This is a genomic window from Diaphorobacter oryzae DSM 22780 (genome assembly GCF_059568935.1).
Window position 1 is genome coordinate 57,993 of record NZ_JCANUL010000004.1, and the last position, 24,661, is coordinate 82,653.

The following is a 24,661-nucleotide window of genomic DNA, read 5'->3' on the forward strand; positions in this document are numbered from 1 at the left end:
TCCACGTCGGCGTAGAGGCTGGACATGTCGGTGATGAAGCCGATCTTCACCTTGTCCTGCGCATGGGCCTGCAGGGCCGACATGGCCAGGCCGGCGGTTCCCAGCACTGCCACCAGAGTCTTGAGTGTCTTTCGCATTGCGGTCTCCTTCTTGGTCAAATTTTTTGGATAGGGAGGCGTGGATTCAAACGCCCAACAGCTGGTTAAGCACGGGCATCTTGGCGTCGAGCTCGGCCGCGCCGAACTGCTCGACGATGCGGCCATGCTCCATCACGTAGAAACGGTCGGCCAGCGGCGCGGCGAAGCGGAAGTTCTGCTCCACCATCACCACCGTGTAGCCCTTCTGGCGCAGCGTGGTGATCATGCGGGCCAGTGCCTGCACGATCACGGGCGCCAGGCCTTCGGAGATCTCGTCGAGCAGCAGCAGCTTGGCGCCCGTGCGCAGGATGCGCGCCACGGCCAGCATCTGCTGCTCGCCGCCGGACAGCCGCGTGCCCTGGCTGCTCTTGCGCTCGGCCAGGTTGGGGAACATGGCATAGATCTCGTCCACCGACATGCCCTGCGTGCCGGTCTTGAGCATGGGCGGCAGCATCAGGTTCTCCTCGCACGACAGGCTGGAGAAGATGCCCCGCTCCTCGGGGCAGTAGCCCACGCCCAGGTGCGCGATGCGGTGCGTGGGCATGTGGATGGTTTCCTGGCCGTCGATCTTGACCGAGCCCTTGCGCGAGCCGGTCAGGCCCATGATGGCGCGCATGGTGGACGTGCGTCCCGCGCCATTGCGCCCCAGCAGGGTGACGACTTCGCCGGGCTGCACGACCATGTCCACGCCGTGCAGCACGTGCGACTCGCCGTACCAGGCCTCAAGATTGCGGATTTCCAATGCGGGCGTGCCAGCCATCTCAGTGCGCCCCCTGCAGTTGGCCGTCGGTCGTGCCCATGTACGCTTCCATGACTTGTGGATTCTTCGAGACTTCTTCGTAGGGCCCCTCGGCCAGGACGGCGCCGCGCTGCAGCACCGTGATGCAATCGGCAATGGTCGAGATGACCTTCATGTTGTGCTCCACCATGAGAATCGTGCGTCCCGCAGACACCTTCTTGATCAGTTGCGTCACGCGGTCCACGTCCTCGTGGCCCATGCCCTGCGTGGGCTCGTCCAGCAGCATGAGTTCGGGCTCCATCGCCAGCGTGGTGGCGATCTCCAGCGCGCGCTTGCGGCCATAGGGCAGGTTCACCGTGACCTCGTCGGCCAGGTCCTGCAGGCCCACTTCGCCCAGCAGTTCCATGGCGCGCCCGTTCAGCGCGCTCAGGCTGCGCTCGCTGCGCCAGAAGTGGTAGCTGGTGCCCAGCTTGCGCTGCAGGCCCAGGCGCACGTTCTCCATCAGCGTGAGGTGCGGGAACACGGCCGAGATCTGGAACGAGCGGATCACGCCGCGCCGCGCGATCTGCGCTGGCTGCTCCTGCGTGATGTCCTGGCCGTTGAAGTGGATCGTGCCCGAGGTCGGCTCCAGGAACTTGGTGAGCAGGTTGAAGCATGTCGTCTTGCCTGCGCCGTTGGGTCCGATCAGGGCGTGGATGGACCCGCGGCGCACGCTCAGACTCACGTCGCTGACCGCCGTGAAGCCCTTGAATTCCTTTGTGAGGTGGGATGTTTTCAGTATGACGTCGCTCATTGCCGCCAGGCACATGCCACGCGAATGCGCTGCACGGCCTCTGCTCCATGTTTATGTTGCACCGCATCCTAAAGGGCGGCCCCCCGCGCCATAACTGGGAGAAATGCCTATGTATAAACGCCTACGTAATAACAGCGTAACGCCGCCTCCGGCCGGCGCCAGGCCCAGGCCCTGGCCGGGTCAGGCACCCACGATGGCCAGCACGACGGCGGACTCATCCACCGACAGCGCCACGCGCGAGCGCGCCCGCAGGCCCGAGCGCGGCGCTGCAAAGCCCACCATCTGCACGCCGGCGGCCAGCTCGGCCGCCACCTCGTCGCCCAGTTCGCCGCGCGATACGCGCGTGACCCGGCCCGGCCACTGGTTGTCGCCGTGCACGGCATCGGCCGCGTCCAGCGGCTGCACGCGCACCGCCGTGGCCTTGCACAGGGCCTGCACGGGCATGCCAGGGCGCAGGCCCAGCAGCTCCGCGCTCTCGCGCGTGATGCGCGCGCACACGGCCAGCGCCGCCCCCGCGCCGCCCTCGCCCCCCGCGCCGCGCAGATGCACGCGCACGATCTGCCCGCGCGCCTGCATGGCATGCACGGTGCACGGCCACTGGTTGCGCATGCTGGTGCGCACGGACAGCCGCGCGGCGGCCAGATCGGCGCCGCTGCCCTCGCCCAGCCCCGCCAGCACCGACGCCCGCGCCTGCCGCATGGCATCGGCCGTGGCCAGCAGCTGCTGCCCGGCCGGCGTGAGCCGCGCGCCGCCGCCGCCCACACCGCCCACCACGCGCTCCACCAGCGCCACGCCGGCCAGGTTGGTCAGCGTGTCCAGCGCCTGCCACGCGGCCTTGTAGCTCACGCCCACGGCCCGCGCGGCCTGCGAGATGGAGCCGCCCTGCCCGATCTGGCGCAGGATGTCGATGCGCTTGTCGGCCATGCCATGCCCCAGGGCATCCAGAAACGATACGGATTGCTGCATGGCGCACATCATGCCCGCCCGCCGCAGGGGGCCGGCCGGGGTGCTGGTCGGGGTGCTGGCTATACTCAGCGCTATTCATATTAGGAATAGCGAGGTTTTCTCCATGGCTGGTTTCTCCCTGCACAAAGGCATGCTGTCCGTCCTGGGCCTGGCGGCGCTCGTTCTGCCCGCCGCCCATGCCGACGAGGTCGCGGTGGCCGTGGCGGCGAACTTCACCGCGCCGATGCAGAAGATCGCCGTGCAGTTCGAGCAGGACACGGGCCACAAGGCCGTGCTGTCGTTCGGCGCCACCGGCAAGTTCTATGCGCAGATCGCCAACGGCGCGCCCTTCGGCGTGCTGCTCGCGGCCGACGACACCACGCCCGAGAAGATCGGCAAGGAAGGCCTGGGCGACGGCGCGACGCGCTTCACCTACGCCATCGGCCAGCTGGTGCTGTGGAGCAAGCAGGCCGGCTACGTGGACGCCGAAGGCAAGGTGCTGGCCAAGAACGACTGGAAGCACATCGCCATCGCCAACCCCAAGCTGGCCCCCTACGGCCTGGCCGCCATGCAGACGCTGGACAAGCTCGGGCTGACGGCGCAGGTGCAGCCGCGCATGGTGCAGGGCGAGAACATCGCCCAGACCTACCAGTTCGCCGCCTCGGGCAATGCGCCGCTGGGCTTCGTGGCGCTGTCGCAGGTGATGGAGGGCGGCAAGCTGCGCGAGGGCTCGGCCTGGATCGTGCCCGCCAGCATGCACGAGCCCATCCGCCAGGACGCCATCGTGCTCAAGGCGGCCCAAGGCAACGCCGCCGCGGCGGCGCTCATGCAGTACCTGCGCGGCGACAAGGCGCGTGCCATCATCCAGTCGTACGGCTATGGTTTTTGAAGCGCCTTGCGCTTTGTTTTCAAGCCATCTGGCATGATTTAGGCATCAAACCGCCCATAGGCAAGCGCAAGCAGCTCTTGTTTCGATAGCAGTGAACCTCCCCCTGCTCAGCCCCGAAGACTGGGCAGCCATCACCCTGACGCTGGAACTGGCCGGCATCACCACGGTGCTGCTGCTGATCCTGTGCACGCCGCTGGCCTGGTGGCTGGCGCACACGCACTCGCGCTGGCGCGGGCCGGTGGGCGCGGTGGTGGCGCTGCCCCTGGTGCTGCCGCCCACGGTGATCGGCTTTTACCTGCTGGTCAGCATGGGACCGCACGGGCCCATCGGCCACCTGACCGAATCCCTGGGCCTGGGGCGCCTGCCCTTCACCTTTCCCGGCCTGGTGCTCGGCTCGCTCGTGTATTCGCTGCCCTTCGCCGTGCAGCCGCTGCAGCGCGCCTTCGAGGCCCTGGGCCGCCGGCCGCTGGAGGTGGCGGCCACGCTGGGCGCCAGCCCGCTGGACCGCTTCTTCACCGTGGCCCTGCCGCTGGCGCGGCCGGGCTTCATCACCGCGGCCATCCTGAGCTTCGCGCACACCGTGGGCGAGTTCGGCGTGGTGCTCATGCTGGGCGGCAACATCCCCGGCGTGACGCGCGTGGTGTCGGTGCAGATCTACGACCATGTGGAGGCCATGGAGTACGCCCAGGCCCACTGGCTGGCCGGCGGCATGGTGGTGTTCTCGTTCATCGTGCTCATGCTGCTGCACTGGCTGCAACCCAAGGCCGCGCGATGAACAGCATCACCCCCCCATCCGCCACCGGCATCCAGGCGCGCCTGCAGCTGCAGCGCGCGGACTTCTGCCTGGACGTCGATCTGCAGCTGCCGGGCCACGGCGTGACGGCGCTGTTCGGCCCCTCGGGCTGCGGCAAGACCACCTGCCTGCGGGCGCTGGCGGGGCTGGAGCGCGCGCACGGCCAGGTGCGGGTGAACGGCGAGACCTGGCAGGACGACGCCAGCCGCCGCTGGCTGCCCACCCACCGGCGCAGCCTGGGCTACGTGTTCCAGGAGGCCAGCCTGTTCGCGCACCTGAACGTGCAGCGCAACATGGAATACGGCCTGCGCCGCCAGCCGTCCGCGCGCCGGCAGGTGTCGCTCGCGCAATCGGTGGATCTGCTGGGCCTGGGCGGGCTGCTGGAGCGCATGCCGCACACCCTGTCGGGCGGCGAGCGCCAGCGCGTGGCCATTGCGCGGGCGCTGGCGGCCCAGCCGCGCGTGCTGCTGATGGACGAGCCCCTGGCCGCGCTGGACGCCGCGCGCAAGGCCGAGGTCATGCCCTACCTGGAGCGGTTGCAGCGCAGCCTGGACATTCCCGTGCTCTACGTCAGCCACTCGCCCGACGAGGTGGCGCGCCTGGCCTCGCACCTGGTGCTGCTGGAGGCCGGCCGCGTCACGGCCCAGGGCCCCACGGCCGAGCTGATGGCACGGCTGGACCTGCCCCTGGCCCATGGCGACGCGGCCGCCACGCTGGTGAAGGGCCGCGTGCTGGCGCACGACGCGCACGACCACCTGCTCACCGTGGGCATAGCCGGCGGCCAGATTCAGCTGGCCAGCAGCCGCCGGCGCGCGGTGGGCGAGCCCGTGCGCCTGCGCGTGCTGGCGCGCGACGTGAGCGTGGCGCGCACGCGCGCGCCCGACAGCAGCATCCTGAACCTGCTGCCCGCGCGCATCACCGCGCTGGCCGACGACGGCCCGGGCCAGGTGCTGGTGGCGCTGGACGCGGTGGGCACGCCGCTGCTCGCGCGCATCACCCTGCGCTCGTGCCAGACGCTGGCGCTGGCCGTGGGCGACACGGTGTTCGCCCAGGTCAAGGGCGTGGCTCTGGTGGATTGAGCCGCCCGCGCCGCTGCGCCATGGAGCCCCGTCAGGGATTGGCGTTGGGGAAGAACAGTTGCTCGCCGTTGATCCGGTAGCCGGCAATGGCGCCTTGGCCCGCGGGCGAGGTCACCCAGTCCACGAACTTCTGCGCCTCGGCCTGCTTCACATGCGGGTGCCGGGCCGGGTTCACCACCATCACGCCATACTGGTTGAACAGGCGCTTGTCGCCCTCCACCAGCACGGCCAGGCCGTCGCGGTTCTTGAAGTTGAGCCAGGTGCCGCGGTCCGTCAGCACGTAGGCGCCGCTTGCGGCCGCGATGTTCAGCGCCGGGCCCATGCCGCAGCCGCATTCCTTGTAGCCGCTGCCCTTGGCACCGTCGCTGGCGATCTTCCAGTAGCGCAGCTCGGCCGCATGCGTGCCGCTCTTGTCGCCGCGCGAGACGAATTCGGCGTTGGCCGCGGCAATCTTCTGGAGCGCCGTGGCGATGTCGTTGCCCCGGGCCCCGGCCGGATCGCCCTTGCCGCCCACGAGGATGAAGTCGTTGTACATGACCGGGTAGCGCTTGAGGCCCCAGCCGTCGGCCACGAACTTCTCTTCCGCCGCCTGGTCGTGCACGAAGAGCACGTCGGCATCGCCGCGGCGCGCCATGTCCAGCGCCTGCCCCGTGCCCACGGCCACCACCTTCACGGCGATGCCGGTGGCCTTGCTGAACGCGGGCAGCAGGTGGGTGAACAGGCCCGACTGCTCGGTGGAGGTGGTGGACGCCATGGTGATGACCTGCGCCGCCGCACCGCCACTTACTATCAAAAAGATAGCCCCCAGCGCAATACGGGTGACCGCTGGAGGCATGAAACGCTTGAAATCCCTCATCCTGTCTCTCCTTTGACGAACAAGCGGGCGGCCTCGGGCAGAGGGCCGTTGAAGAAGTCGTGCACGGGCAGGTCGGCCAGGATGCGGCCCTGCTCCAGGTAGACCACGCGGCTGGCCAGGCGCTTGACCTGGCCCAGGTTGTGGCTGCTGAACACCATGGTCATGGGCTGCGCGGGTCCGGCGCTGCCATGGCCGGCGGCGAAGTCGGCCATCAGCGCCTCGACCTCGCGCTTGGCATGCGGGTCCAGGCTGGCGGTGGGCTCGTCCAGCAACAGCACATCGGGCCGCAGCGCCCAGGCCCGCGCGAAGGCCAGGCGCTGCTGCTGCCCGCCCGAGAGGGTGCGCGCGTTCTGCCGGGCCATGTCCTGCAGCCCCACGCGCTGCAGCGCCGCCACGGCCAGCGCGTGCGCCTCGCGCCAGCGCGCGCCGCGCAGCCACAGGCCCAGCGCCACATTGGCCAGCGCGCCGGTGCGCAGCACGAAGGGCCGCTGGAACACCATCGCCACGCGCGGATCGCCGTCGCGGCGCAGCTCGCCCAAGCCGGGCCGCACCATGCCGTGCAGCACGCGCAGCAGCGTGCTCTTGCCGCTGCCGTTGGCGCCCACCAGCGCCACGCGCTCGCCCGGCTGCACGCGCAGACTCACGCCCTCCAGCGCCTGTACCGCGCCATAGCGCACGGCCACGTTGCGCAGTGCGAACAGGGGCGGCTCGATGGTGTCCACGGCCTGCGGCCCGGCCCTGCCGCGCCAGGCGGACGGCGACAGCGCGCTCATGCGGCCAGCCCCGCCATGGCGCCGGTGGCGGCACCATCCACGCGCTCGCGCCAGCGGCGCAGCAGCGCGATCAGCACATTGAGCGCCAGCACCACGGCCAGCAACACCAGGCCCAGGCCCAGGGCCAGCGGCAGGTCGCCCTTGCTGGTTTCCAGCGCGATGGCGGTGGTCATCACGCGCGTGAAGCCGTCGATGTTGCCGCCCACGATCATCACGGCGCCCACTTCCGAGATGGCGCGGCCGAAGGCCGCCATCAGCACCGTGAGCAGCGCGTAGCGCTCATCCCAGGCGATCAGCAGCGCGCGCAGCGGCGCACCCGCCCCCAGCGAGCGCAGTTGCTCGCCATGCACGCGCTCGACATCCTCGACCACCTGGCGCGTCAGGGCGGTGACCACGGGCAGCACCAGCAGCGCCTGCGCCAGCACCATGGCCTGGAAGGAAAACAGCCAGCCCAGGCCACCCAGCGGCCCGCTGCGCGACAGCAGCAGGTACACCCCCAGCCCCACCACCACCGAGGGCACGGCCAGCAGCGTGTTGAGTACCGACAGCACGCCGCCGCGCCCGGGAAAGCGCGCCACGCCCAGCCATGCGCCCAGCGCCAGGCCGGCGCCGCAGGCCAGGGCGCAGGCCGTGGCGCTCACGGCCAGGGAGCGGGCAACGATGGTCCACAAGGCTGCATCGGCAGAGGTGATGAGCTGCAGCGCCGTGGCGGCGCTCTGGGTCAGGGTGGACATGGGTTCGGCTATCGTATGCAGCAATCCAAACCGAGGCGATATGAACTCCCGTGCATAGGATCCAACTCCACTACACGCTCGACCACGACATGGGCGACGCCGTGATCCGCAACCCCCTGCTCGACATGCTGCAGGCCGTGGCGCAGCAGGGTTCCATATCGGGCGCGGCGCGGGCGCTCGACCTGTCGTACCGCCATGTCTGGGGCGCGCTCAAGCGCTGGGAGGAGCAGCTGGGCGGGACGCTCATCATCTGGGGTAAGGGCCAGTCGGCGCAGCTCAGCGAGTTCGGCACCAAGCTGCTGTGGGCCGAACGCCAGGCCCAGGCGCGGCTGGCGCCGCAGATCGAGGCGCTGCGCGCCGATCTGGAGCGCGCCTTCGCCGTCGCCTTCGACGACAGCGCCCATGTGCTCACGCTGTATGCCAGCCATGACGACGCGCTGTCGGTGCTGCGCGCCTTCGCCGCGGCGCCCGGCCGCCCTGGCACGGGTGCGGGCGGCGGCCTGCATCTGGACATCCGCTTCACGGGCAGCGTGGACGCCATCCGCGCGCTCAACGAGGGGCGCTGCACCATCGCCGGCTTTCACACGCTGGAGGGGCCGGCCCAGGACTCGCTGGCCGCGCAAACCTACCGCCCGCTGCTGCAGCCGGGCCTGCACAAGGTCATCGGCTTTGCGCGGCGCACGCAGGGCCTGATCGTGGCGCGCGGCAATCCGCTGGGCCTGACCGGCCTGGCCGACGTGGCGCGCACCGGGGCACGCTTCGTCAACCGCCCCCTGGGCACGGGCACGCGCGTGCTGCTGTGCGACCTGCTGGCGCAGGCCGGCCTGGAGCCCGGCGACATCGACGGCTACGAGCGCGACGAGCCCTCGCACGCCGCGCTGGCCCAGGCGATTGCGGCCGGCAGTGCCGATGTGGGCATGGGCATCGAGCTGGCGGCCCGCGCGCGCGGGCTGGACTTCGTTCCGCTGGTGCAGGAACGCTACCACCTGGCCTGCCTCAGGTCCACGCTGGAGCAGCCCGCCACGCGCGCCCTGCGCGAGCTGCTGCAGACCCCCGCCTGGCAGCGGCGCATGGCGGCCATGCCGGGCTATGCGCCCATGCACTGCGGCGAAGTGCTGGCCATGAGCCGCGTGCTGCCCTGGTGGCGCTTTGCGCGCCGCAAGAGCGCAGGCCAGCCCGGCGAAGCCGGGCCGCCGCGCTGACGGCGGCGCACCCTCAACGGTAGAGCAGCTGCGGCAGCCACAGGCCGATCTGCGGCCACAGGTACAGCAGCACGATGGCCAGCACCTGGATGCCCATGAAGGGCAGCATGCCCAGGAAGATCTGGTTCAGCGTCACATGCGGCGGCGCCACGCCCTTCAGATAGAAGGCCGACATGGCCACCGGCGGCGAGAGGAAGGCCGTCTGCAGGTTCAGCGCCACCAGCAGGCCGAAGAACAACGGGTCCACGCCGAAGTGGCTCAGCAGCGGAATGAAGATGGGCATGAAGATCACGATGATCTCCGTCCATTCCAGCGGCCAGCCGAGCAGGAAGATCACCACCTGCGACAGCACCATGAACTCGATCTTGCTCAGGTTCATGGACAGCACCCACTTCTCGATCAGCTCCTGCCCGCCCAGCAGCGCGAACGCCGCCGAGAAGATGGCCGAGCCTACGAACAGCCAGCACACCATGGCCGAGGTCTTGGCCGTGAGATAGACCGACTCGCTGACCACGCCCATGGTCAGCCGCTTGTAGGCCGCCGCCAGCAGAAAGCCCCCCAGCGCCCCCATGGCGGCCGCCTCGGTCGGCGTGGCCAGGCCGAAGACGATGGAGCCCAGGACGGACAGGATCAGCACCATGAGCGGAAAGAACGAGCCCAGCAGCATCTTGAAGATTTCCAGGCGTGCGAAGCTGAGGAACAGGTAGAACGCCGCCGTGAGCGCTCCCAGCACGCCAAGGCCCACCCACCACCAGGTCGGCGCGGGCTGGGCCGTGGCCTGGGGCTCTGCACCGCCACTGGGCGCCGGCGGCGTGGCCAGTCCCTGGGCGGGAGCGGCCGCGGGCTCCGCACCCGGCGGCTCCGCCAGGCCCCCGGCGCTGTCCGCGCCCGGCGGCTCTTGCAGGCCCGCGGGCTCCTGCGGCGGCTCCTGCAGGCCGCCCGCGCCCGGTGGCTCCTGCAAGCCACCCGTCGAAGATGAGCCGGATGGGCCATCGTTGAAGCCGATGGGCTGGAGCTCATACGCCGCCTCGGCCGGCACCGTCGTGACGGCGCGCCAGCTCGTGACCGCAAGCAGCACGAACAGCAGCCCCGGCAACACCACCAGCGCCAGCTGCCGCAGCACATAGGCCATGGGCACCTGGGCATTGCGCTGGCCCTTGAGCGCGGCCAGCAGACGCAGCGGGGCGTAGTGCCGGGTCTCGGCGGGCAGCGCCGCCGTCATCGCCGGCAGCGCCACCTCCCGCTCCTTGGCCGACAGCGGCGGCGCCCATGCGGGCTTGAGCTTGGCCATCAGGATCACGTAGGCCACGTACAGGCCCGCCAGCATCAGGCCCGGAAAAAACGCGCCCGCATACAGCTGCACCACCGACACACCGGCCGTGGCGCCGTAGAGAATCAGCAGCACCGACGGCGGAATCAGGATGCCCAGGCAGCCGCCCGCAGTGATGGCACCGGCCGACATGGGCGTGCTGTAGCCCGCGCGCAGCATGGCCGGCAGCGCCAGCAGGCCCATGAGCGTGACCACCGCGCCCACGATGCCCGTGGCGGTGGCGAAGATGGCGCAGGTCACCAGCGTGGCCACGGCCAGCGAGCCGGGAACGCGCGCCATGGCCAGATGCAGGCTCTTGAACAGCTTCTCGATCAGGTTCGCGCGCTCGACCAGATAGCCCATGAACACGAACAGCGGGATCGCGATCAGCACGTCGTTGGCCATGCTCTTGTAGGCGGCCTGCACCATCAGGTCCAGCGTGCGCCCGATGTCCCTGTCGTAGGCCAGCCAGGTGAAGATCATGCCCATGCCCATCAGCGTGAACGCCGTGGGAAAGCCCAGCATGATGGCCACCACCACCAGCGACAGCATCAGCAGCCCCAGGTGGCCGTTCGTGATGGTGTCCACGCTCAGCAGCAGCCACGCCGCCCCGGCCACCACCATCCCCATGATGGAGAAGCCGAACCACAGTTCCTTGCGCATCTTCATGCCTTGCCCCCCGTCGCAGGTGCCTGCAGGTCGCCATCCGTCACATGCACCATTTCCCGGAGCTTGTCGACATCCACCTCCTCCACATCCTCGCCGCGCAGGGGCCAGGCGCCCTGCCGCAGGCAGATCACGCAGCGTGCGATCTCCGCCAGGCCCTGCAGCAGCAGCACGGCACCCGCCAGGGGAATCACGAACTTGAAGGGGTACAGGGGCAGCGGCGTGGCGGAGAAGGTCTGCTCATTGATGGCCAGCGACTCCTGCGCATAGGTCCAGCCGGCCCATGTCATGGCCAGCACGCCCGGAAGAAAGAACAGGATGTACAGGGCTAGGTCCAGCCCGGCCTGCACGCGGGGGCTGAAGAAGCCATACAGCACGTCGCCGCGCACATGGCCGTTCTTGGCCAGCGTGTAGGCGCCGGCCAGCATGAACATCGTGCCGTACAGCATGATCTGCGCATCCAGCACCCAGGCATGGGGATTGTTCAGCGCGTAGCGGGAGAACACCTCCCAGCAGATCAGCGCGGTCAGGCCCACGACGGCCCACGCGGCCACCTTGCCGATGAAGGTCGACACCGCATCGACCCCGAGTAGTAGCTTTTGCATGACAGGAAGGAACTCTGCAGCCCAGGGGGCCATGAAGAAACGGGCACGGGCCAAGAAGAGCGGCCCGCGCCGGGCCCCTCGCCGTGAGAAAGAAACGGGCCCGTGGCGGGCCCGTTGTGCCGGTGCGTCAGCTGGAGCGCTGCGCGAAGTAGTGGTTCCAGGCCATCTTGAAATCGACGTCGGTGTCGTTCCTCCAGCGGCCGCTGCGCTGCGCGAAGGCGCGCATGGAGTCCATGACCTTCTTGAACATCGCGTTCTCGGCCGCCTTCTTGGTCGTCACCTTGTCCCAGGCGGCCAGCTGCGCGCGCAGGATGGCGTCGGGCGTCTTGTAGAACTTCACGCCCTGCTTGGACTGCATCTCGGCGTAGTCCTTGGCGTAGCGGTCGGCGGCCTTCCAGCTCATGTCGGCGCTGGCGGCCTGCGTGGCGTAGTCGATGATCGACTTCAGTTCGGTGGGCAGCGCGTCGTACTTGGTCTTGTTGAACAGCACCTCGAACTGCTCGCTGGACTGGTGGAAGCTGTGCAGCATGCAGTTCTTGGCCACGTCGGGGAAGCCCAGCACGCGGTCGCTGGAGGCGTTGTTGAACTCGGCCGCGTCGAGCAGGCCCCGGTCCAGCGCCGGCACGATCTCGCCGCCGGGCAGCGGGTTCACGGCCACGCCCATCTCGGTGAACACATCCACCGCCAGGCCCACGGTGCGGAACTTCAGGCCCTTCAGGTCCTCGACCTTCGCCACCGGCTTCTTGAACCAGCCCAGCGGCTGCGTGGGCATGGGGCCGTAGAGCTTGGACACCACGTCCAGGTTCAGGCTCTTGTAGATCTCGTCCAGCAGCTCCTTGCCGCCGCCATAGTTGTGCCAGGCCAGCACCATGTTGGCATCCATGCCGAAGGCCGGGCCGGAGCCCCACAGCGCCACGGCCTGGTTCTTGCCGTACCAGTAGGCCACCACGCCATGGCCGCCGTCCAGCGTGCCCTTGGCCACCGCGTCCAGCAGCTGGAAGGCCGGCACCACGGCACCCGCGGGCAGCACCTCGATCTTCAGGCGGTTGCCCGCCATCTCGTTGATCTTCTTGGCCAGGTCGCCCGCGAACTCGTGAAAGATATCCTTCGCCGGCCAGGTGCTTTGGAAGCGGAAGACCGTGGTCTGCGCCGTGCTGATCATCGGCACGGACATGGCCCCAGCGGCAACCGCAGCTCCCTTGAGTAGGTTACGGCGGCCTGTGGTCTTGGTCTGCTCTGTCATCTACTTCACTCCTTGGTTGGGATGCCTGGACAATCCAGACCCGCATCTTTGGCGCGCTGCGGATGCTCACAAAAGAGGGTTTACGCGAAGCGTTCCCCCGCAGGCGGCCGCGCCGCGCCGCATTGATGCAATGCACACTCTGGCCCGTGCGGCGCAGGCCCAACGCCTGAAAGTCCACGCACGAAGACTTCTGCTGCTATCAACAGAACAGTGGCGGCGCCCCCTCTCCAGCGCACCTTCGCCGCAGCGCAGCAAACGGTTGTTTTTTGAGCACCGAAGCCCCAGCGCCGCCGGCATGCGGCAACTCCTGCAGCCTCCCGCCCCGGCTCTCGCGCCGCACGGCGCCACGGCACCCACGCGCGGGCACCCTCGCGTACCATTTGAAGGAAACAAGGCCCTTGCGCAGAATCCACCAGCGCAAGCAGCTACCATATTGATAGCAACCGATTCACCGCTGCATGCGCACAGCCGCCTGCGCCCCACCGTACAGGAGTCCCGCTTCCCATGACCGTCCCCCACACCGCCGACGCCGCCACGCAGCACATCGCCTTCGACACGCTGCAGGACACGCTGGCGCGCATCTTCGAGCGCCACGGCACCAGCGCCGAGGTGGCCGCCGCGCTGGCCCACAACTGCGCCATCGCCGAGCGTGACGGCTCGCACAGCCACGGCGTGTTCCGCATCCCCGGCTACCTGTCCACGCTGGCCAGCGGCTGGGTGGACGGCCGCGCCGTGCCGCGCGTGGAAGACCTGGCGCCCGGCTATCTGGCGGTGGACGCCGGCAACGGCTTTGCCCAGCCCGCCTACCAGGCCGCCTACCCGGCCCTGGTGGCCAAGGCGCGCGCCAACGGCATCGCGCTGCTGGCCATCCGCAACTCGCACCACTTCGCCGCCCTGTGGCCCGACGTGGAGCCGCTCGCGCGCGACGGCCTGGTGGCGCTGGCCCTGGTCAACAGCATGGCCTGCGTGGTGCCCAGCGGCGGCACCAAGCCGGTGTTCGGCACCAACCCCATCGCCTTCGGCGCGCCGCGCGCGGGCCACGACCCGCTGGTGTTCGACCTGGCCACCAGCGCCATCGCCCACGGCGACGTGCAGATCGCCGCGCGCGAGGGCCGGCTGCTGCCCGAGGGGCACGGCGTGGACCGCCACGGCCAGCCCACCAACGACCCGCGCGCCATGCTGGACGGCGGCGCCCTGCTGCCCTTCGGCGGCGTGCACAGCAGCTACAAGGGATCGGCCCTGTCGATGATGGTGGAGCTGCTGGCCGCCGCGCTCACCGGCGGCAACTTCTCGTTCGAGTTCGACTGGAGCCAGCACCCGGGCGCGCAGACGCCGTGGACGGGCGAACTGATCATCGCCATCGACCCGGCCAAGCATGCCGGCCGCGGCTTCGCCGAGCGCTGCGAGGACCTGGTGCAGGCCATGGCCGCCGCCGGCCAGACGCGCCAGCCCGGCGAGCGCCGCTACCGCCAGCGCGCACAGTCGCTGCGCGAAGGCATTGCGCTGCCCGCCGCCACCTGGCAGGAGCTGCAGCGCCTGGCAGGCGTGCCGGCCTGACCGCGGCACAATACAAGCCAAAATGGCCTGCAGCGCCCATAGATAAAGCGCAAACAGCTATCAAATAATGAGCAAACTCTTCTCACTGCACCAGCCGCCGCGCCGCGCCCTCGCACTGCTGGGCGGCGTGCTGGCCAGTCTGCTGCTGGGTGGCTGCGCCCTGCCGCCGCTGGCGGGGCGCAGCGCATCTGCCGCGCTGGACCTGCCCGCCGCGCAGGCCACGCCCCTGGGTCTGGCGCTGGCGCCCGAGGTGCAGGCGCGCCCCGGCCTGAGCGGCATCCACCCGCTGGAGCACCCGCACGATGCCTTCGCCGCCCGCGCGCTGCTGGCCCGCGCGGCCGAGCGCACGCTGGACGTGCAGTACTACATCTGGCGCGGCGACACCACCGGCACGCTGCTGCTGGGCGAGCTGCTGGCCGCGGCCGAGCGCGGCGTGCGCGTGCGCCTGTTGCTGGACGACGTGGGCACGTCCGGGCTGGACGCGCAGCTCGCGGCGCTGGACGCCCACCCGCACATCGAGGTGCGCCTGTTCAACCCCTTCGCGCTGCGCAGCCCCAAGGTGCTGGGCTATCTGGCGGACCTGCGGCGCGCCAACCGGCGCATGCACAACAAGTCGTTCACGGCAGACAACCAGGCCAGCATCGTCGGCGGGCGCAACGTGGGCGACGAGTACTTCGGCGCCACCTCGGGCGTGCTGTTCGCCGATCTGGACGTGCTGGCCGTCGGCCCCGTGGTGCAGGCCGTGTCCACCGACTTCGACCGCTACTGGAGCAGCGCCAGCGCCTACCCGGCCCAGGGCCTCCTGCCGGCCGTGGAGCCCGCCGCCATGGCCCAGCTGGCGCAGCAGGCGCAGGCACTGCTGGCGTCGGACGGCGCGCGCGACTATGCCCTCGCCATCCTGCGCAGCGACTTCGTCCAGCGCCTGCTGCGCCACGAGCTGCCGCTGGAATGGGCCCGCGTGCAGATGCTCAGCGACGACCCGGCCAAGGGCCTGGGCGCGGCGCGGCGCGAAGGCCTGCTGCTGCCCCAGCTGGAGGCCGCACTGGGCCAGCCGCGGCGCAGCGTCGACCTGGTCTCGCCCTACTTCGTGCCCACGGCCGCCGGCGTGGCGGCCTTTGCGCGGCTGCAGGAGGCCGGCGTGCGCGTGCAGGTGCTGACCAACGCCTTCGAGGCCACGGACGTGCCCGCCGTGCACGCGGGCTACGCCAAGTACCGCCGGCCCCTGCTGGCCGCCGGCGTCACGCTCTACGAGATGCGCCGCCTGGTGCCCGAGCTGGCCGGCGCACCAGCCCAGCCGCTGGCCCGGCGCCTGGGCAGTTCGGGCTCCAGCCTGCACGCCAAGACCTTCGCGGTGGACGGCGAGCGCGTGTTCGTGGGCTCGCTCAACTTCGACCCGCGCTCGGCGCACCTGAACACCGAGCTGGGTTTCCTCATCGACAGCCCGGCGCTGGCGCAGCAGGTCGCGCAGGCCTTCGCCACCACGGTGCCCGAACAGTCCTACCGCGTGAAGCTGGCCGGCGACGGCGCACTGCAATGGCACGGCGGCCTGGGCGACCCGCCGCCGGTCTACGCCACCGAGCCCCACACCACCTGGTGGAGCCGCACGATGGTGCGCGTGCTCATGTGCCTGCCCATCGAGTGGCTGCTGTAGCGCGCTGCCCCCGCCTGCGGCGCGGCGGGGGCTGGCCTGACGCAGAAGGCCTCAGACGTTGATGGCCGCGGCCGAACCCGCCTGCTTGCGCAGCTCGAACTTCTGGATCTTGCCGGTGCTGGTCTTGGGCAGCTCGCCGAACACCACGGCGCGCGGCACCTTGAAGCCGGCCAGGTGCTTCTTGCAATGCGCCACGATGTCCTCGGGCGTGGCGCTGGCGCCGGCCTTCAGCTCGACGAAGGCGCAGGGCGTCTCGCCCCATTTCGGGTCGGGCTTGGCCACCACGGCGGCAGCCAGCACGTCGGGGTGGCGGTAGAGCACGTCCTCGACCTCGATGGACGAGATGTTCTCGCCGCCCGAGATGATGATGTCCTTGCTGCGGTCCTTGATCTTGATGTAGCCGTCGGGGTATTGCACGGCCAGGTCGCCGCTGTGGAACCAGCCGCCGCGGAAGGCCTCCTCGGTCGCCTTGGGGTTCTTCAGGTAGCCCTTCATGGCGATGTTGCCGCGAAACATGATCTCGCCCATGGTCTCGCCGTCGTGCGGCACGGGCTGCATGGTCTCGGGGTCGAGCACGGCGGCCGCGCGCTGCAGGTGGTAGCGCACGCCCTGGCGGGCGTTCAGACGGGCGCGCTCGCCGATGTCCAGGCCGTCCCAGGCCGCGTGCTTGGCGCAGACGGTGGCCGGGCCGTAGACCTCGGTCAGGCCATAGACATGGGTGAGGTCGAAGCCCATCTTCTCCATGCCTTCGATCATCGAGGCCGGCGGCGCGGCGCCGGCCACCATGGCCTTCACGCCCGCGGGCACGCCTTCCTTCATGGCCGCCGGCGCGTTCACCAGCAGGCCGTGCACGATGGGCGCGCTGCAGTAGTGCGTGACGCCGTGGTTGCGGATCGCGTCGAAGATCGCCTGCGCCTCCACGCGGCGCAGGCACACGTTGACGCCCGCACGCGCGGCCACCGTCCAGGGGAAGCACCAGCCGTTGCAGTGGAACATGGGCAGGGTCCACAGGTACACGGCGTGCTTGGGCATGTCCCACTCCAGCACGTTGCTGATGGCGTTCACGGCCGCGCCGCGGTGGTGGTAGACCACGCCCTTGGGGTTGCCGGTGGTGCCCGAGGTGTAGTTGAGCGCGATGGCATCCCACTCGTCCCCCGGCAGTTCCCAGGCGAACTGCGGGTCGCCCTGGGCGAGGAATTCCTCGTAGGTCTGCGTGCCCACGCGCTGCTCGGCGGCGCCATAGACGGCGTCTTCCACGTCGATGAGCACCAACGGCTGCTTCGACTGGCGCAGCGCCAGGGCCTTGGCCATGACGGAGGCGAATTCCGGGTCCACGATCACCGCCTTGGCCTCGCCGTGGTCGAGCATGAAGGCGATGGTCTCGGGATCCAGCCGCGTGTTCAGCGCATTGAGCACGGCGCCCGCCATGGGCACGCCGAAATGCGCCTCGACCATGGGCGGGGTGTTGGGCAGCATCACGGCCACGGTGTCGTTCTTGCCGATGCCGGCGCGGCGCAGGCTGCTGGCCAGGCGGCGGCAGCGCGCGTAGGTCTGGCCCCAGGTCTGGCGCAGATCACCGTGCACGATGGCCAGGCGATCGGGGTAGACCTCGGCCGTGCGCTCGATGAAGGACAGGGGCGACAACGGCGCGTGGTTGGCCTCGGTGCGGGGCAGGTTCTGGTCGTAGATGCTGGTCACGGCAAGCTCCTCTTTCTTCTTCAGTCCATGGAATGCAAAAACCCGCCCATTACAGCAAAGTCGGCTGACGGTGGGCTGATAAGCCATGGGCGAAAATACCGGGGTGTCCATTCCCCAGCCATTCATCCAGGAGCTGCTCGCGCGCGTCGACGTGGTCGACGTGGTCGGCCGCTACGTGCAACTCAAGAAAAGTGGCGCCAACTTCATGGGGCTGTGCCCCTTCCATGGGGAAAAGTCGCCCTCGTTCAGCGTCAGCCCCTCCAAGCAGTTCTTCCACTGCTTCGGCTGCGGCAAGAACGGCAACGCCATCGGCTTTCTGATGGACCACGCGGGCATGGGCTTCGTGGAGGCCGTGCACGACCTGGCCCAGCAGGTCGGCATGCAGGTGCCGCAGGACGACATGTCGCCCCAGGACCGCGAGCGCGCCGCCGCCCAGCGCCAGAAGCAGGCCACGCTGACCGACGTGCTGGAAAAGGCCGGAGAGGCCTGGCGCCGCCACCTGCGCGAGTCGCCCCGCGCGATCGGCTACTTCAAGGGCCGGGGCGTTTCCGGCCAGGTCGCCAAGCGCTACGGCCTGGGCTATGCGCCCGAGGGTTGGCGCGGCCTGGCCAGCGTCTTTCCCGAGTACGACAGCCCGCTGCTGGAGGAAAGCGGGTTGGTGATCGTGAACGAGGAAGACGGCAAGCGCTATGACCGTTTCCGCGACCGCGTGATGTTCCCCATCCGCAACGTCAAGGGCGAATGCATAGGCTTTGGCGGGCGCGTGCTCGGCGACGACAAGCCCAAGTACCTCAACTCACCCGAGACCGCCGTGTTCCACAAGGGCCGCGAGCTCTACGGTCTGTTCGAGGCGCGCACCGCCATCCGCGAGCAGGGCTACGCCCTCGTCACCGAGGGCTACATGGACGTGGTGGCGCTGGCCCAGCTCGGCTTTCCCAACGCCGTGGCCACGCTGGGCACGGCCTGCACGGCCGACCATGTACACAAGCTGTTTCGCTTCACCGACACCGTGGTGTTCAGCTTCGACGGCGACGCCGCCGGCCGGCGCGCGGCGCGCAAGGCGCTCGACGGCGCCCTGCCCTACGCCAGCGACACGCGCAGCGTGAAGTTCCTGTTCCTGCCCGCCGAGCACGACCCCGACAGCTTCATCCGCGCCCATGGGCCCGAAGCCTTCGCTCGCCATGTGGGCGACGCCATGCCGCTGTCGCGCTTCCTGCTGGAGACCGCGCGCGAAGGCTGCGACCTGGGCCAGGCCGAGGGCCGCGCCCACATGCTCAGCAATGCGCGGCCGCTGTGGACCGCGCTGCCCGATGGCGCGCTCAAGCGCCAGTTGCTGACCGAACTCGGCGAGCTGGGCCAGTTGCCCTCCAAGGACCTGGCCGAGCTATGGGCCCAAGAGACTCCGCGCCACGGCGGCGCGGCCGCCGCGCCCCATCCGGACGGCTTCCCCCCCGTATTCGAGGACGAGCCGCCCTGGGGCCAGGAGCCGCCGGGCATGTGGCAGGGCGGCTCCGGCCCCGGCGAGGCCAAGCGCAAGCCCTGGCGCAAAAGCGGCGACTGGAAGGGCGGCCGCTGGCGCCGCGAGGAGCAGCGCCCGGCCCAGCCCCCGCTGCCACGCGCCCCCGTGGCCGGCCGCACCGACCACGCGGCGCGTCTGCTGCTGTCGCACATGGAGTTCCTGGAGGATCTGTCGCACGAAGACCACGCCACGCTGTGCGACCAGCCGGCGCCGCATGGTCCGCTGTTTCTATGGCTTGAGGGCCAGTTCCATGAGCATGGCCCACAGTCCTGGGCGGTGCTGCGCGAGGCGCTGGCCGGCCACGACTGCCAGACCCTGGCCGAGCGCGTGATGACGGGATCGCACGCCCAGACCGAGGGCGACGAAACCGAGCTGCGCTCCGAGCTGCGCGGCCTGCTCAACCGCATGCTCATCGACACCATCAAGCGGGAGCAGAACGCCCTGATAGCCGCTGCGGCCCAGGACCCTGCGGCCCTGGAGCGCTACCGCCAGCTCCAGGAGCGCCGCCGCATCCTGGAAACAACAGGCCAAGGCGGCACTTGATTTTTTATCCGCCGGTATAATATAAGGTTTGTCGGCAAGAGCGACAGCAGCACCTCCGGACCAGGCAACCGTGACAAACACGCACAACCGCCTTCCCCCACCGCAAGGACTGCACACCAAATGTTCGCCCAGACATCTTGCCCCTGAGGGTTGACCCCTCGAACCGCGAAGGCCCTGCCTTTGCCGTGCCTGCCCGCGCCGGGATCCGTGGCGCTTGTGTTTTCTTTGTGTGTCCGTTTTTGACTCTGAGGTTGTCCATGCCCGCTCAAAAGTCCGCGAAGTCGCCCAAGTCCGCCTCTGGTTCCGCTGCGAAGGCCGCCCCCAACGCCGCAACCACTGTGAAAACCGCCGCCAAGGCGCCCGCGAAAGCAGCCACTGCCAAGGCCGCTGCCGCCGCGCCCCAGGCTGCGACGAAAGCCAAGACCGTGACCACGCCGAGAACTGCTGCCGAGCTGAAAAAAGCCGCTGATGAACTGTTGAAGAAGAAACCCGTGCGCGCCAAGGCCGCCACGGTGGACGCCGACGCCTCCGAAGAAGCGCCCAAGAAGAAGCCCGGCCGCCCCGCCAAGGCCGCGGGCACCGCGACGGCCGCCGCAAAGGCCCCGGCCAAGACGCCCGCCAAGCGCGGCCGCAAGCCCAAGGCCAAGGAAGAGGGCATGGAGGACGACGCCGACCTGTCCGACATCGAATCTGACCTGGAAGGCGAGCCCGAGCCGGAACCAGAAGCCGCCGAGGCCGCGCCCACGGCCGAGAAGGTCAAGCCCCTGCGCATGAAGATCAGCAAGGCGAAGGAACGCGCCTTGATGAAGGAATTCGGCCTGGACGAGACCGTGCTGTCCGAAGAGGACATGGCCAAGCGCCGCTCGCAGCTCAAGAAGCTGATCACGCTGGGCAAGACCCGCGGCTACCTGACACAGGTGGAAATCTCCGACCACCTGCCCGACAAGCTGGTGGACGCCGAGACCATGGAAGTCGTGGTCACCATGCTCAACGACATGGGCGTGGCGGTGTACGAGCAGACCCCTGACGCGGAAACCCTGTTCCAGAACAACGTGACGCCCACGGCCACCACGGTGGAAGAGGCCGAGGAAGAAGCCGAGGCGGCGCTCTCCACGGTGGACAGCGAATTCGGCCGTACCACCGACCCCGTGCGCATGTACATGCGCGAGATGGGTACGGTGGAGCTGCTCACGCGCGAGGGTGAAATCGAGATCGCCAAGCGCATCGAGGGCGGCCTGATGGACATGATGGAGGCCATCAGCGCGTCGCCCGCCACGATTGCCGAGATCCTCAACATGGGCGAGGAAATCCGTGAGGGCAAGGTGGTCATCTCCACCGTGGTCGACGGCTTCTCCGACCCCGACGAGGCCGACGACTACGTGGCCGAAGAAGACTTCGACGAGTACGACGAAGAAGACGACGACGACGGCAAGGGCGGCTCCAAGGCCATGACGCGCCTGCTGGAAAAGCTCAAGACCGAAGCGCTGGACCGCTTCGACGAGCTGCGCGGCCTGTTCGAGAAGATGCACAAGATCTACGACAAGGAGGGCTACGGCACTCCTGCGTACATGAAGGTGCAGCACGAAATCTCGGCCAAGCTGATGACCATCCGCTTCACGGCCAAGACCATCGAGAAGCTGTGCGACATGGTGCGCGCCCAGGTGGACGACGTGCGCAAGAAGGAACGCGAGCTGCGCCGCATCATCGTGGACAAGTGCGGCATGCCGCAGGAAATCTTCATCAAGGACTTCCCGCCCAACCTGCTGAACCTGCAGTGGGTCGAGAAGCAGGCCGCCGCCGGCAAGCCCTGGAGCACCGTGATGGAGCGCAACATTCCGCCCATCCAGGAACTGCAGCAACGGCTGATGGACCTGCAGTCGCGCGTGGTGGTGCCGCTGTCCGAGCTCAAGGAGATCAACAAGCGCATGAACGCGGGCGAATCCAGCTCGCGCGACGCCAAAAAGGAGATGATCGAGGCCAACCTGCGCCTGGTGATCTCGATCGCCAAGAAGTACACCAACCGCGGCCTGCAGTTCCTGGACCTGATCCAGGAGGGCAACATCGGCCTGATGAAGGCGGTGGACAAGTTCGAATACCGCCGCGGCTACAAGTTCTCGACCTACGCCACCTGGTGGATCCGCCAGGCCATCACGCGCTCGATCGCCGACCAGGCGCGCACCATCCGCATCCCGGTGCACATGATCGAGACCATCAACAAGATGAACCGCATCAGCCGCCAGCACCTGCAGGAGTTCGGCTTCGAGCCCGATGCGTCCATCCTGGCCGCGAAGATGGAGATCCCCGAGGACAAGATCCGCAAGATCATGAAGATCGCCAAGGAGCCGATCTCGATGGAAACCCCCATCGGCGACGACGACGACAGCCACCTGGGCGACTTCATCGAGGACAGCAACAACACCGCGCCCGTGGACGCCGCCATGCAGGCCGGCCTGCGCGACGTGGTCAAGGACATCCTCGACGGCCTGACCCCGCGCGAAGCCAAGGTGCTGCGCATGCGCTTCGGCATCGAGATGTCCACCGACCACACGCTGGAGGAAGTGGGCAAGCAGTTCGACGTGACGCGCGAGCGCATCCGCCAGATCGAGGCCAAGGCGCTGCGCAAGCTCAAGCACCCCAGCCGCTCGGACAAGCTGCGCAGCTTCATCGACTCGCTGTAAGCCGCGCTGCACCGCAGCATCCAAGGCCCGCGCCGGCAACGGCGCGGGCCTTTTCCGTTTTCGGCGCAACCCGCATAGACTCGCCGGTGGCTGCTCACACAATGACGCGCCACTGACAATTAAAAGCATCCGCACACCCTGCGGAGATACCGCGACAACACCAAGGAGAACTCCCGTGCCACCGGCCATCCAGTCCGCCTTCCCCCAGCCTCCCCCCACAAGCCCCACGCGCCGACGGCTCATCGCCGGCACCGCGGCGGCCGTGATCGCCCCATGGCTGATCCCGACCCCGAGCCCGGCCGCACCGGCAACGGCCGCTACGCGCAAGGTGGCGCCCCGGCTGCGCATCGTGATCCCCGCCAACGCGGGCGGCGGCTGGGACCAGACCGGCCGCACCCTGGGCGCGGCGCTGGTCACCAGCGGCGCCACCGATGCCGTGGACTACGAGAACGTGGGCGGCAAGGGCGGCACCATCGGCCTGGCGCAGTATGTGGAGCGCTACCACGCGCAGCCCGACACGCTGCTCATCGGCGGCATGGTCATGGTGGGCGCCATCGCCCTGCAAAAGCCCGCCGTGGACCTGTCGCGCGTGCAGCCGCTGGCGCGCCTGACCAGCGACTACGTGGTGGTGGCCGTGCCCAAGGACTCGCCCCTGCGCAGCGCCAAGGATCTCAACGCCGCCCTGCGCGCCGACCCGCGCTCGCTGAACATCGCCGGCGGCTCCGCCGGCGGGGTGGACCACATGTTCGCGGGCCTGCTGCTTCGGGCCGCCAAGGCCGCACCCGACCAGCTGCACTACCAGCCCTTTCCCGGCGGCAACGACGTGGTGAACGCGCTGCTGCAGGGCAAGGCGCAGGTGGGCCTGTCGGGCTACAGCGAATTCAGCGAAGCCATCGCCAGCGGCCAGCTGCGCGCGATCGGCATCTCGTCGCGGCGCAGCATCTTCGGCCTGCCCACGTTCCGCGAACAGGGCGTGGACGCCGACATGGCCAACTGGCGCGCCGTGTTCACCGGGCAGGGCGTGCCGGCCGAAAGCGTGCAGGCGCTGGTCCAGGCGCTGGACCATGCCACGTCGCAGGACAGCTGGCAGCGCGCGCTGCGCGCCAACCGCTGGGACACCGCCTGGCAAGTGGGCAAGGACTTCCGGGACTTCCTGGAGCTGGAGCAGACCACGGCCAGCGTCATGACCTATCTGCTCAAACTCAAGCGGGGCTGATCCGCCCCCGCCGCCCATGCCCCACACCACCACCGGCACCACCGCCGCCCCCCCGCCCCGGCCCGACCGCCTGCGCATCGCCGTCATGGGCGCGGGCGCGGTGGGCTGCTACTTCGGCGCCCTGCTGGCGCGCGCCGGCCATGCCGTCACCCTCATCGGACGCCAGGCCCATGTGGACGCCATCCGCGCCCGCGGCCTGCGGCTGCAGACCGCCACGCAGGACAGCCATGTGCCCCTGGCCGCCAGCACCGAGGCCAGCGCCGTGCAGGGTGCCGACGTGGTGCTGCTGTGCGTGAAGTCCACCGACACCGAAGCCACCGCGCTGCAGATCCGGCCCCACCTGGCCCCGGGCGCGCTGGTGCTCACGCTGCAAAACGGCGTGGACAACGACGAGCGCGCCCGCGCCGTGCTGGGCCCCGGCCATCCGGTGGCGGCGGCCGTGGTCTATGTGGCCACGGCCATGGCCGGGCCGGGCCATGTGCGGCATTTCGGGCGCGGCGAGCTGGTGATCGCCCCCTCGCCCGTCAGCGAGCGCCTGGCGCGCGAGCTGGGCGAGGCCGGCATCCCCACGCAGGTCGCAGACGATGTGCGCGGCGCGCTCTGGGCCAAGCTGGTCGTCAACTGCGCCTACAACGCGCTCTCGGCCATCGTGCAGCGGCCCTACGGCTGGCTGGTGCAGCAGGACGGCGCCACCGACGTGATCGCCGACCTGGTGGCCGAATGCCTGGCCGTGGCGCGGGCGGACGGCGTGCACATTCCCGGCGACGTGGCAGCCGCCGTGCGCGGCATTGCGCAGAGCATGCCGGGCCAGCTGTCCTCCACCGCACAGGACCTGGCGCGCGGCAGGCCCAGCGAGATCGCGCACCTGAACGGCTACGTGGTGCAGCGCGGCGCGGCCCTGGGGGTGTCCACGCCGGTCAACCGCGCGCTGCTGGTGCTGGTGCGCATGGCCGAGGCAGGCCATCAAAAACAATAGCAACTTGCGCTTATCCCATAAGCGCTAGAGCCTTAAAAGACTTTCATCCATCTCCGTGCG

General features: G+C 69.3%; 20 protein-coding genes and 1 pseudogene. 10 read left to right on the forward strand and 11 right to left on the reverse strand.

Annotated features, from left to right (window positions below):
- The 4 genes and pseudogenes from BP68_RS08140 to BP68_RS08155 all read right to left on the reverse strand — a co-directional run.
- Positions 1-137: pseudogene (locus tag BP68_RS08140) on the reverse strand (ABC transporter substrate-binding protein); the annotation flags it as partial.
- A 46-nt stretch (positions 138-183) separates the two neighbouring features.
- Entirely contained in the window at positions 184-897 is a 714-nt protein-coding gene (locus BP68_RS08145; protein WP_496370498.1) for an ABC transporter ATP-binding protein, read from the reverse strand.
- Between the two features lies 1 nt (position 898).
- A complete protein-coding gene (locus BP68_RS08150; protein WP_496370499.1) occupies positions 899-1,669 on the reverse strand; it encodes an ABC transporter ATP-binding protein in 771 nt (256 codons plus the stop codon).
- A gap of 180 nt (positions 1,670-1,849) precedes the next feature.
- Complete coding sequence (locus tag BP68_RS08155) at positions 1,850-2,647, reverse strand: TOBE domain-containing protein (protein WP_496370500.1); 798 nt, start codon at positions 2,645-2,647, stop codon at positions 1,850-1,852.
- A gap of 91 nt (positions 2,648-2,738) precedes the next feature.
- Here BP68_RS08155 and modA point away from each other — a divergent pair, with 91 nt between their 5' ends.
- The 3 genes from modA (at position 2,739) to modC (ending at position 5,375) form a co-directional block, all read left to right on the forward strand.
- Positions 2,739-3,503: a molybdate ABC transporter substrate-binding protein gene (gene modA / locus BP68_RS08160; protein WP_496370501.1), complete on the forward strand. Its 765-nt coding sequence runs from the start codon at positions 2,739-2,741 to the stop codon at positions 3,501-3,503.
- A gap of 91 nt (positions 3,504-3,594) precedes the next feature.
- Positions 3,595-4,278, forward strand: coding sequence for a molybdate ABC transporter permease subunit (modB, locus tag BP68_RS08165; protein WP_496370503.1), 684 nt, complete (start codon positions 3,595-3,597; stop codon positions 4,276-4,278).
- Positions 4,275-5,375, forward strand: coding sequence for a molybdenum ABC transporter ATP-binding protein (modC, locus tag BP68_RS08170; RefSeq protein WP_496370505.1), 1,101 nt, complete (start codon positions 4,275-4,277; stop codon positions 5,373-5,375). Before modB ends, modC begins: the two co-directional genes overlap by 4 nt.
- Before the next feature lie 31 nt (positions 5,376-5,406).
- Here modC and BP68_RS08175 read toward each other — a convergent pair whose 3' ends face one another.
- The 3 genes from BP68_RS08175 to BP68_RS08185 are packed head-to-tail and all read right to left on the reverse strand — an operon-like array spanning position 5,407 to position 7,738.
- Entirely contained in the window at positions 5,407-6,231 is an 825-nt protein-coding gene (locus BP68_RS08175) for an ABC transporter substrate-binding protein (RefSeq protein WP_496370507.1), read from the reverse strand.
- Positions 6,228-7,004: an ABC transporter ATP-binding protein gene (locus BP68_RS08180; protein WP_496370509.1), complete on the reverse strand. Its 777-nt coding sequence runs from the start codon at positions 7,002-7,004 to the stop codon at positions 6,228-6,230. The genes BP68_RS08175 and BP68_RS08180 overlap by 4 nt, the downstream gene beginning before the upstream one ends.
- The gene (locus BP68_RS08185) at positions 7,001-7,738 is read right to left on the reverse strand and encodes an ABC transporter permease (RefSeq protein WP_496370511.1); all 738 of its coding nucleotides are present in this window, start codon (positions 7,736-7,738) and stop codon (positions 7,001-7,003) included. The genes BP68_RS08180 and BP68_RS08185 overlap by 4 nt, the downstream gene beginning before the upstream one ends.
- Positions 7,739-7,788: 50 nt before the next feature.
- On the opposite strand from BP68_RS08185, the gene BP68_RS08190 reads away from it, so the two are divergent.
- Complete coding sequence (locus tag BP68_RS08190) at positions 7,789-8,940, forward strand: substrate-binding domain-containing protein (RefSeq protein ID WP_496370513.1); 1,152 nt, start codon at positions 7,789-7,791, stop codon at positions 8,938-8,940.
- A gap of 13 nt (positions 8,941-8,953) precedes the next feature.
- On the opposite strand, the gene BP68_RS08195 is transcribed toward BP68_RS08190, so the two are convergent.
- The 3 genes from BP68_RS08195 to BP68_RS08205 all read right to left on the reverse strand — a co-directional run bounded on the left by BP68_RS08195 (position 8,954) and on the right by BP68_RS08205 (position 12,763).
- A complete protein-coding gene (locus tag BP68_RS08195) occupies positions 8,954-10,918 on the reverse strand; it encodes a TRAP transporter large permease (RefSeq protein ID WP_496370515.1) in 1,965 nt (654 codons plus the stop codon).
- On the reverse strand, positions 10,915-11,520 hold the full coding sequence (locus BP68_RS08200) for a TRAP transporter small permease subunit (protein WP_496370517.1): 606 nt from the start codon (positions 11,518-11,520) through the stop codon (positions 10,915-10,917). Before BP68_RS08200 ends, BP68_RS08195 begins: the two co-directional genes overlap by 4 nt.
- A 127-nt stretch (positions 11,521-11,647) precedes the next feature.
- On the reverse strand, positions 11,648-12,763 hold the full coding sequence (locus BP68_RS08205; protein ID WP_496370519.1) for a TRAP transporter substrate-binding protein: 1,116 nt from the start codon (positions 12,761-12,763) through the stop codon (positions 11,648-11,650).
- A gap of 504 nt (positions 12,764-13,267) precedes the next feature.
- On the opposite strand from BP68_RS08205, the gene BP68_RS08210 reads away from it, so the two are divergent.
- Together BP68_RS08210 and BP68_RS08215 are read left to right on the forward strand one after the other, a co-directional pair.
- Positions 13,268-14,320 carry an Ldh family oxidoreductase gene (locus BP68_RS08210; RefSeq protein ID WP_496370521.1) on the forward strand — a complete coding sequence of 351 codons (1,053 nt, stop codon included), beginning with the start codon at positions 13,268-13,270 and terminating at the stop codon, positions 14,318-14,320.
- Positions 14,321-14,387: 67 nt separating this feature from the next.
- Positions 14,388-15,971, forward strand: coding sequence for a phospholipase D family protein (locus BP68_RS08215; RefSeq protein ID WP_496370523.1), 1,584 nt, complete (start codon positions 14,388-14,390; stop codon positions 15,969-15,971).
- A 51-nt stretch (positions 15,972-16,022) separates the two neighbouring features.
- Here the strand turns inward: BP68_RS08215 and BP68_RS08220 are convergent, their stop codons facing one another.
- Complete coding sequence (locus BP68_RS08220; protein ID WP_496370525.1) at positions 16,023-17,669, reverse strand: acyl-CoA synthetase; 1,647 nt, start codon at positions 17,667-17,669, stop codon at positions 16,023-16,025.
- Positions 17,670-17,772: 103 nt separating this feature from the next.
- On the opposite strand from BP68_RS08220, the gene dnaG reads away from it, so the two are divergent.
- From dnaG to BP68_RS08240, 4 genes are all read left to right on the forward strand, one after another.
- A complete protein-coding gene (gene dnaG, locus BP68_RS08225; protein WP_496371068.1) occupies positions 17,773-19,731 on the forward strand; it encodes a DNA primase in 1,959 nt (652 codons plus the stop codon).
- 257 nt (positions 19,732-19,988) lie between these two features.
- Positions 19,989-22,409 carry an RNA polymerase sigma factor RpoD gene (gene rpoD / locus BP68_RS08230; protein WP_496370527.1) on the forward strand — a complete coding sequence of 807 codons (2,421 nt, stop codon included), beginning with the start codon at positions 19,989-19,991 and terminating at the stop codon, positions 22,407-22,409.
- Positions 22,410-22,584: 175 nt separating this feature from the next.
- The gene (locus tag BP68_RS08235; RefSeq protein WP_496370529.1) at positions 22,585-23,625 is read left to right on the forward strand and encodes a tripartite tricarboxylate transporter substrate binding protein; all 1,041 of its coding nucleotides are present in this window, start codon (positions 22,585-22,587) and stop codon (positions 23,623-23,625) included.
- 16 nt (positions 23,626-23,641) lie between these two features.
- On the forward strand, positions 23,642-24,601 hold the full coding sequence (locus BP68_RS08240) for a ketopantoate reductase family protein (protein ID WP_496370531.1): 960 nt from the start codon (positions 23,642-23,644) through the stop codon (positions 24,599-24,601).
- Positions 24,602-24,661: the final 60 nt, after the last annotated feature.

Bases quoted from the DNA above. Each gene is read 5' to 3' on its own strand.
- BP68_RS08185 (WP_496370511.1), bottom strand. From the start codon at position 7,738: ATGTCCACCCTGACCCAGAGCGCCGCCACGGCGCTGCAGCTCATCACC.
- rpoD (WP_496370527.1), top strand. From the start codon at position 19,989: ATGCCCGCTCAAAAGTCCGCGAAGTCGCCCAAGTCCGCCTCTGGTTCC.
- BP68_RS08195 (WP_496370515.1), bottom strand. From the start codon at position 10,918: ATGAAGATGCGCAAGGAACTGTGGTTCGGCTTCTCCATCATGGGGATG.
- BP68_RS08145 (WP_496370498.1), bottom strand. From the start codon at position 897: ATGGCTGGCACGCCCGCATTGGAAATCCGCAATCTTGAGGCCTGGTAC.
- modA (WP_496370501.1), top strand. From the start codon at position 2,739: ATGGCTGGTTTCTCCCTGCACAAAGGCATGCTGTCCGTCCTGGGCCTG.
- BP68_RS08150 (WP_496370499.1), bottom strand. From the start codon at position 1,669: ATGAGCGACGTCATACTGAAAACATCCCACCTCACAAAGGAATTCAAG.
- BP68_RS08175 (WP_496370507.1), bottom strand. From the start codon at position 6,231: ATGAGGGATTTCAAGCGTTTCATGCCTCCAGCGGTCACCCGTATTGCG.
- modC (WP_496370505.1), top strand. From the start codon at position 4,275: ATGAACAGCATCACCCCCCCATCCGCCACCGGCATCCAGGCGCGCCTG.
- BP68_RS08210 (WP_496370521.1), top strand. From the start codon at position 13,268: ATGACCGTCCCCCACACCGCCGACGCCGCCACGCAGCACATCGCCTTC.
- BP68_RS08155 (WP_496370500.1), bottom strand. From the start codon at position 2,647: ATGATGTGCGCCATGCAGCAATCCGTATCGTTTCTGGATGCCCTGGGG.
- BP68_RS08215 (WP_496370523.1), top strand. From the start codon at position 14,388: ATGAGCAAACTCTTCTCACTGCACCAGCCGCCGCGCCGCGCCCTCGCA.
- BP68_RS08240 (WP_496370531.1), top strand. From the start codon at position 23,642: ATGCCCCACACCACCACCGGCACCACCGCCGCCCCCCCGCCCCGGCCC.
- BP68_RS08205 (WP_496370519.1), bottom strand. From the start codon at position 12,763: ATGACAGAGCAGACCAAGACCACAGGCCGCCGTAACCTACTCAAGGGA.
- BP68_RS08180 (WP_496370509.1), bottom strand. From the start codon at position 7,004: ATGAGCGCGCTGTCGCCGTCCGCCTGGCGCGGCAGGGCCGGGCCGCAG.
- BP68_RS08200 (WP_496370517.1), bottom strand. From the start codon at position 11,520: ATGCAAAAGCTACTACTCGGGGTCGATGCGGTGTCGACCTTCATCGGC.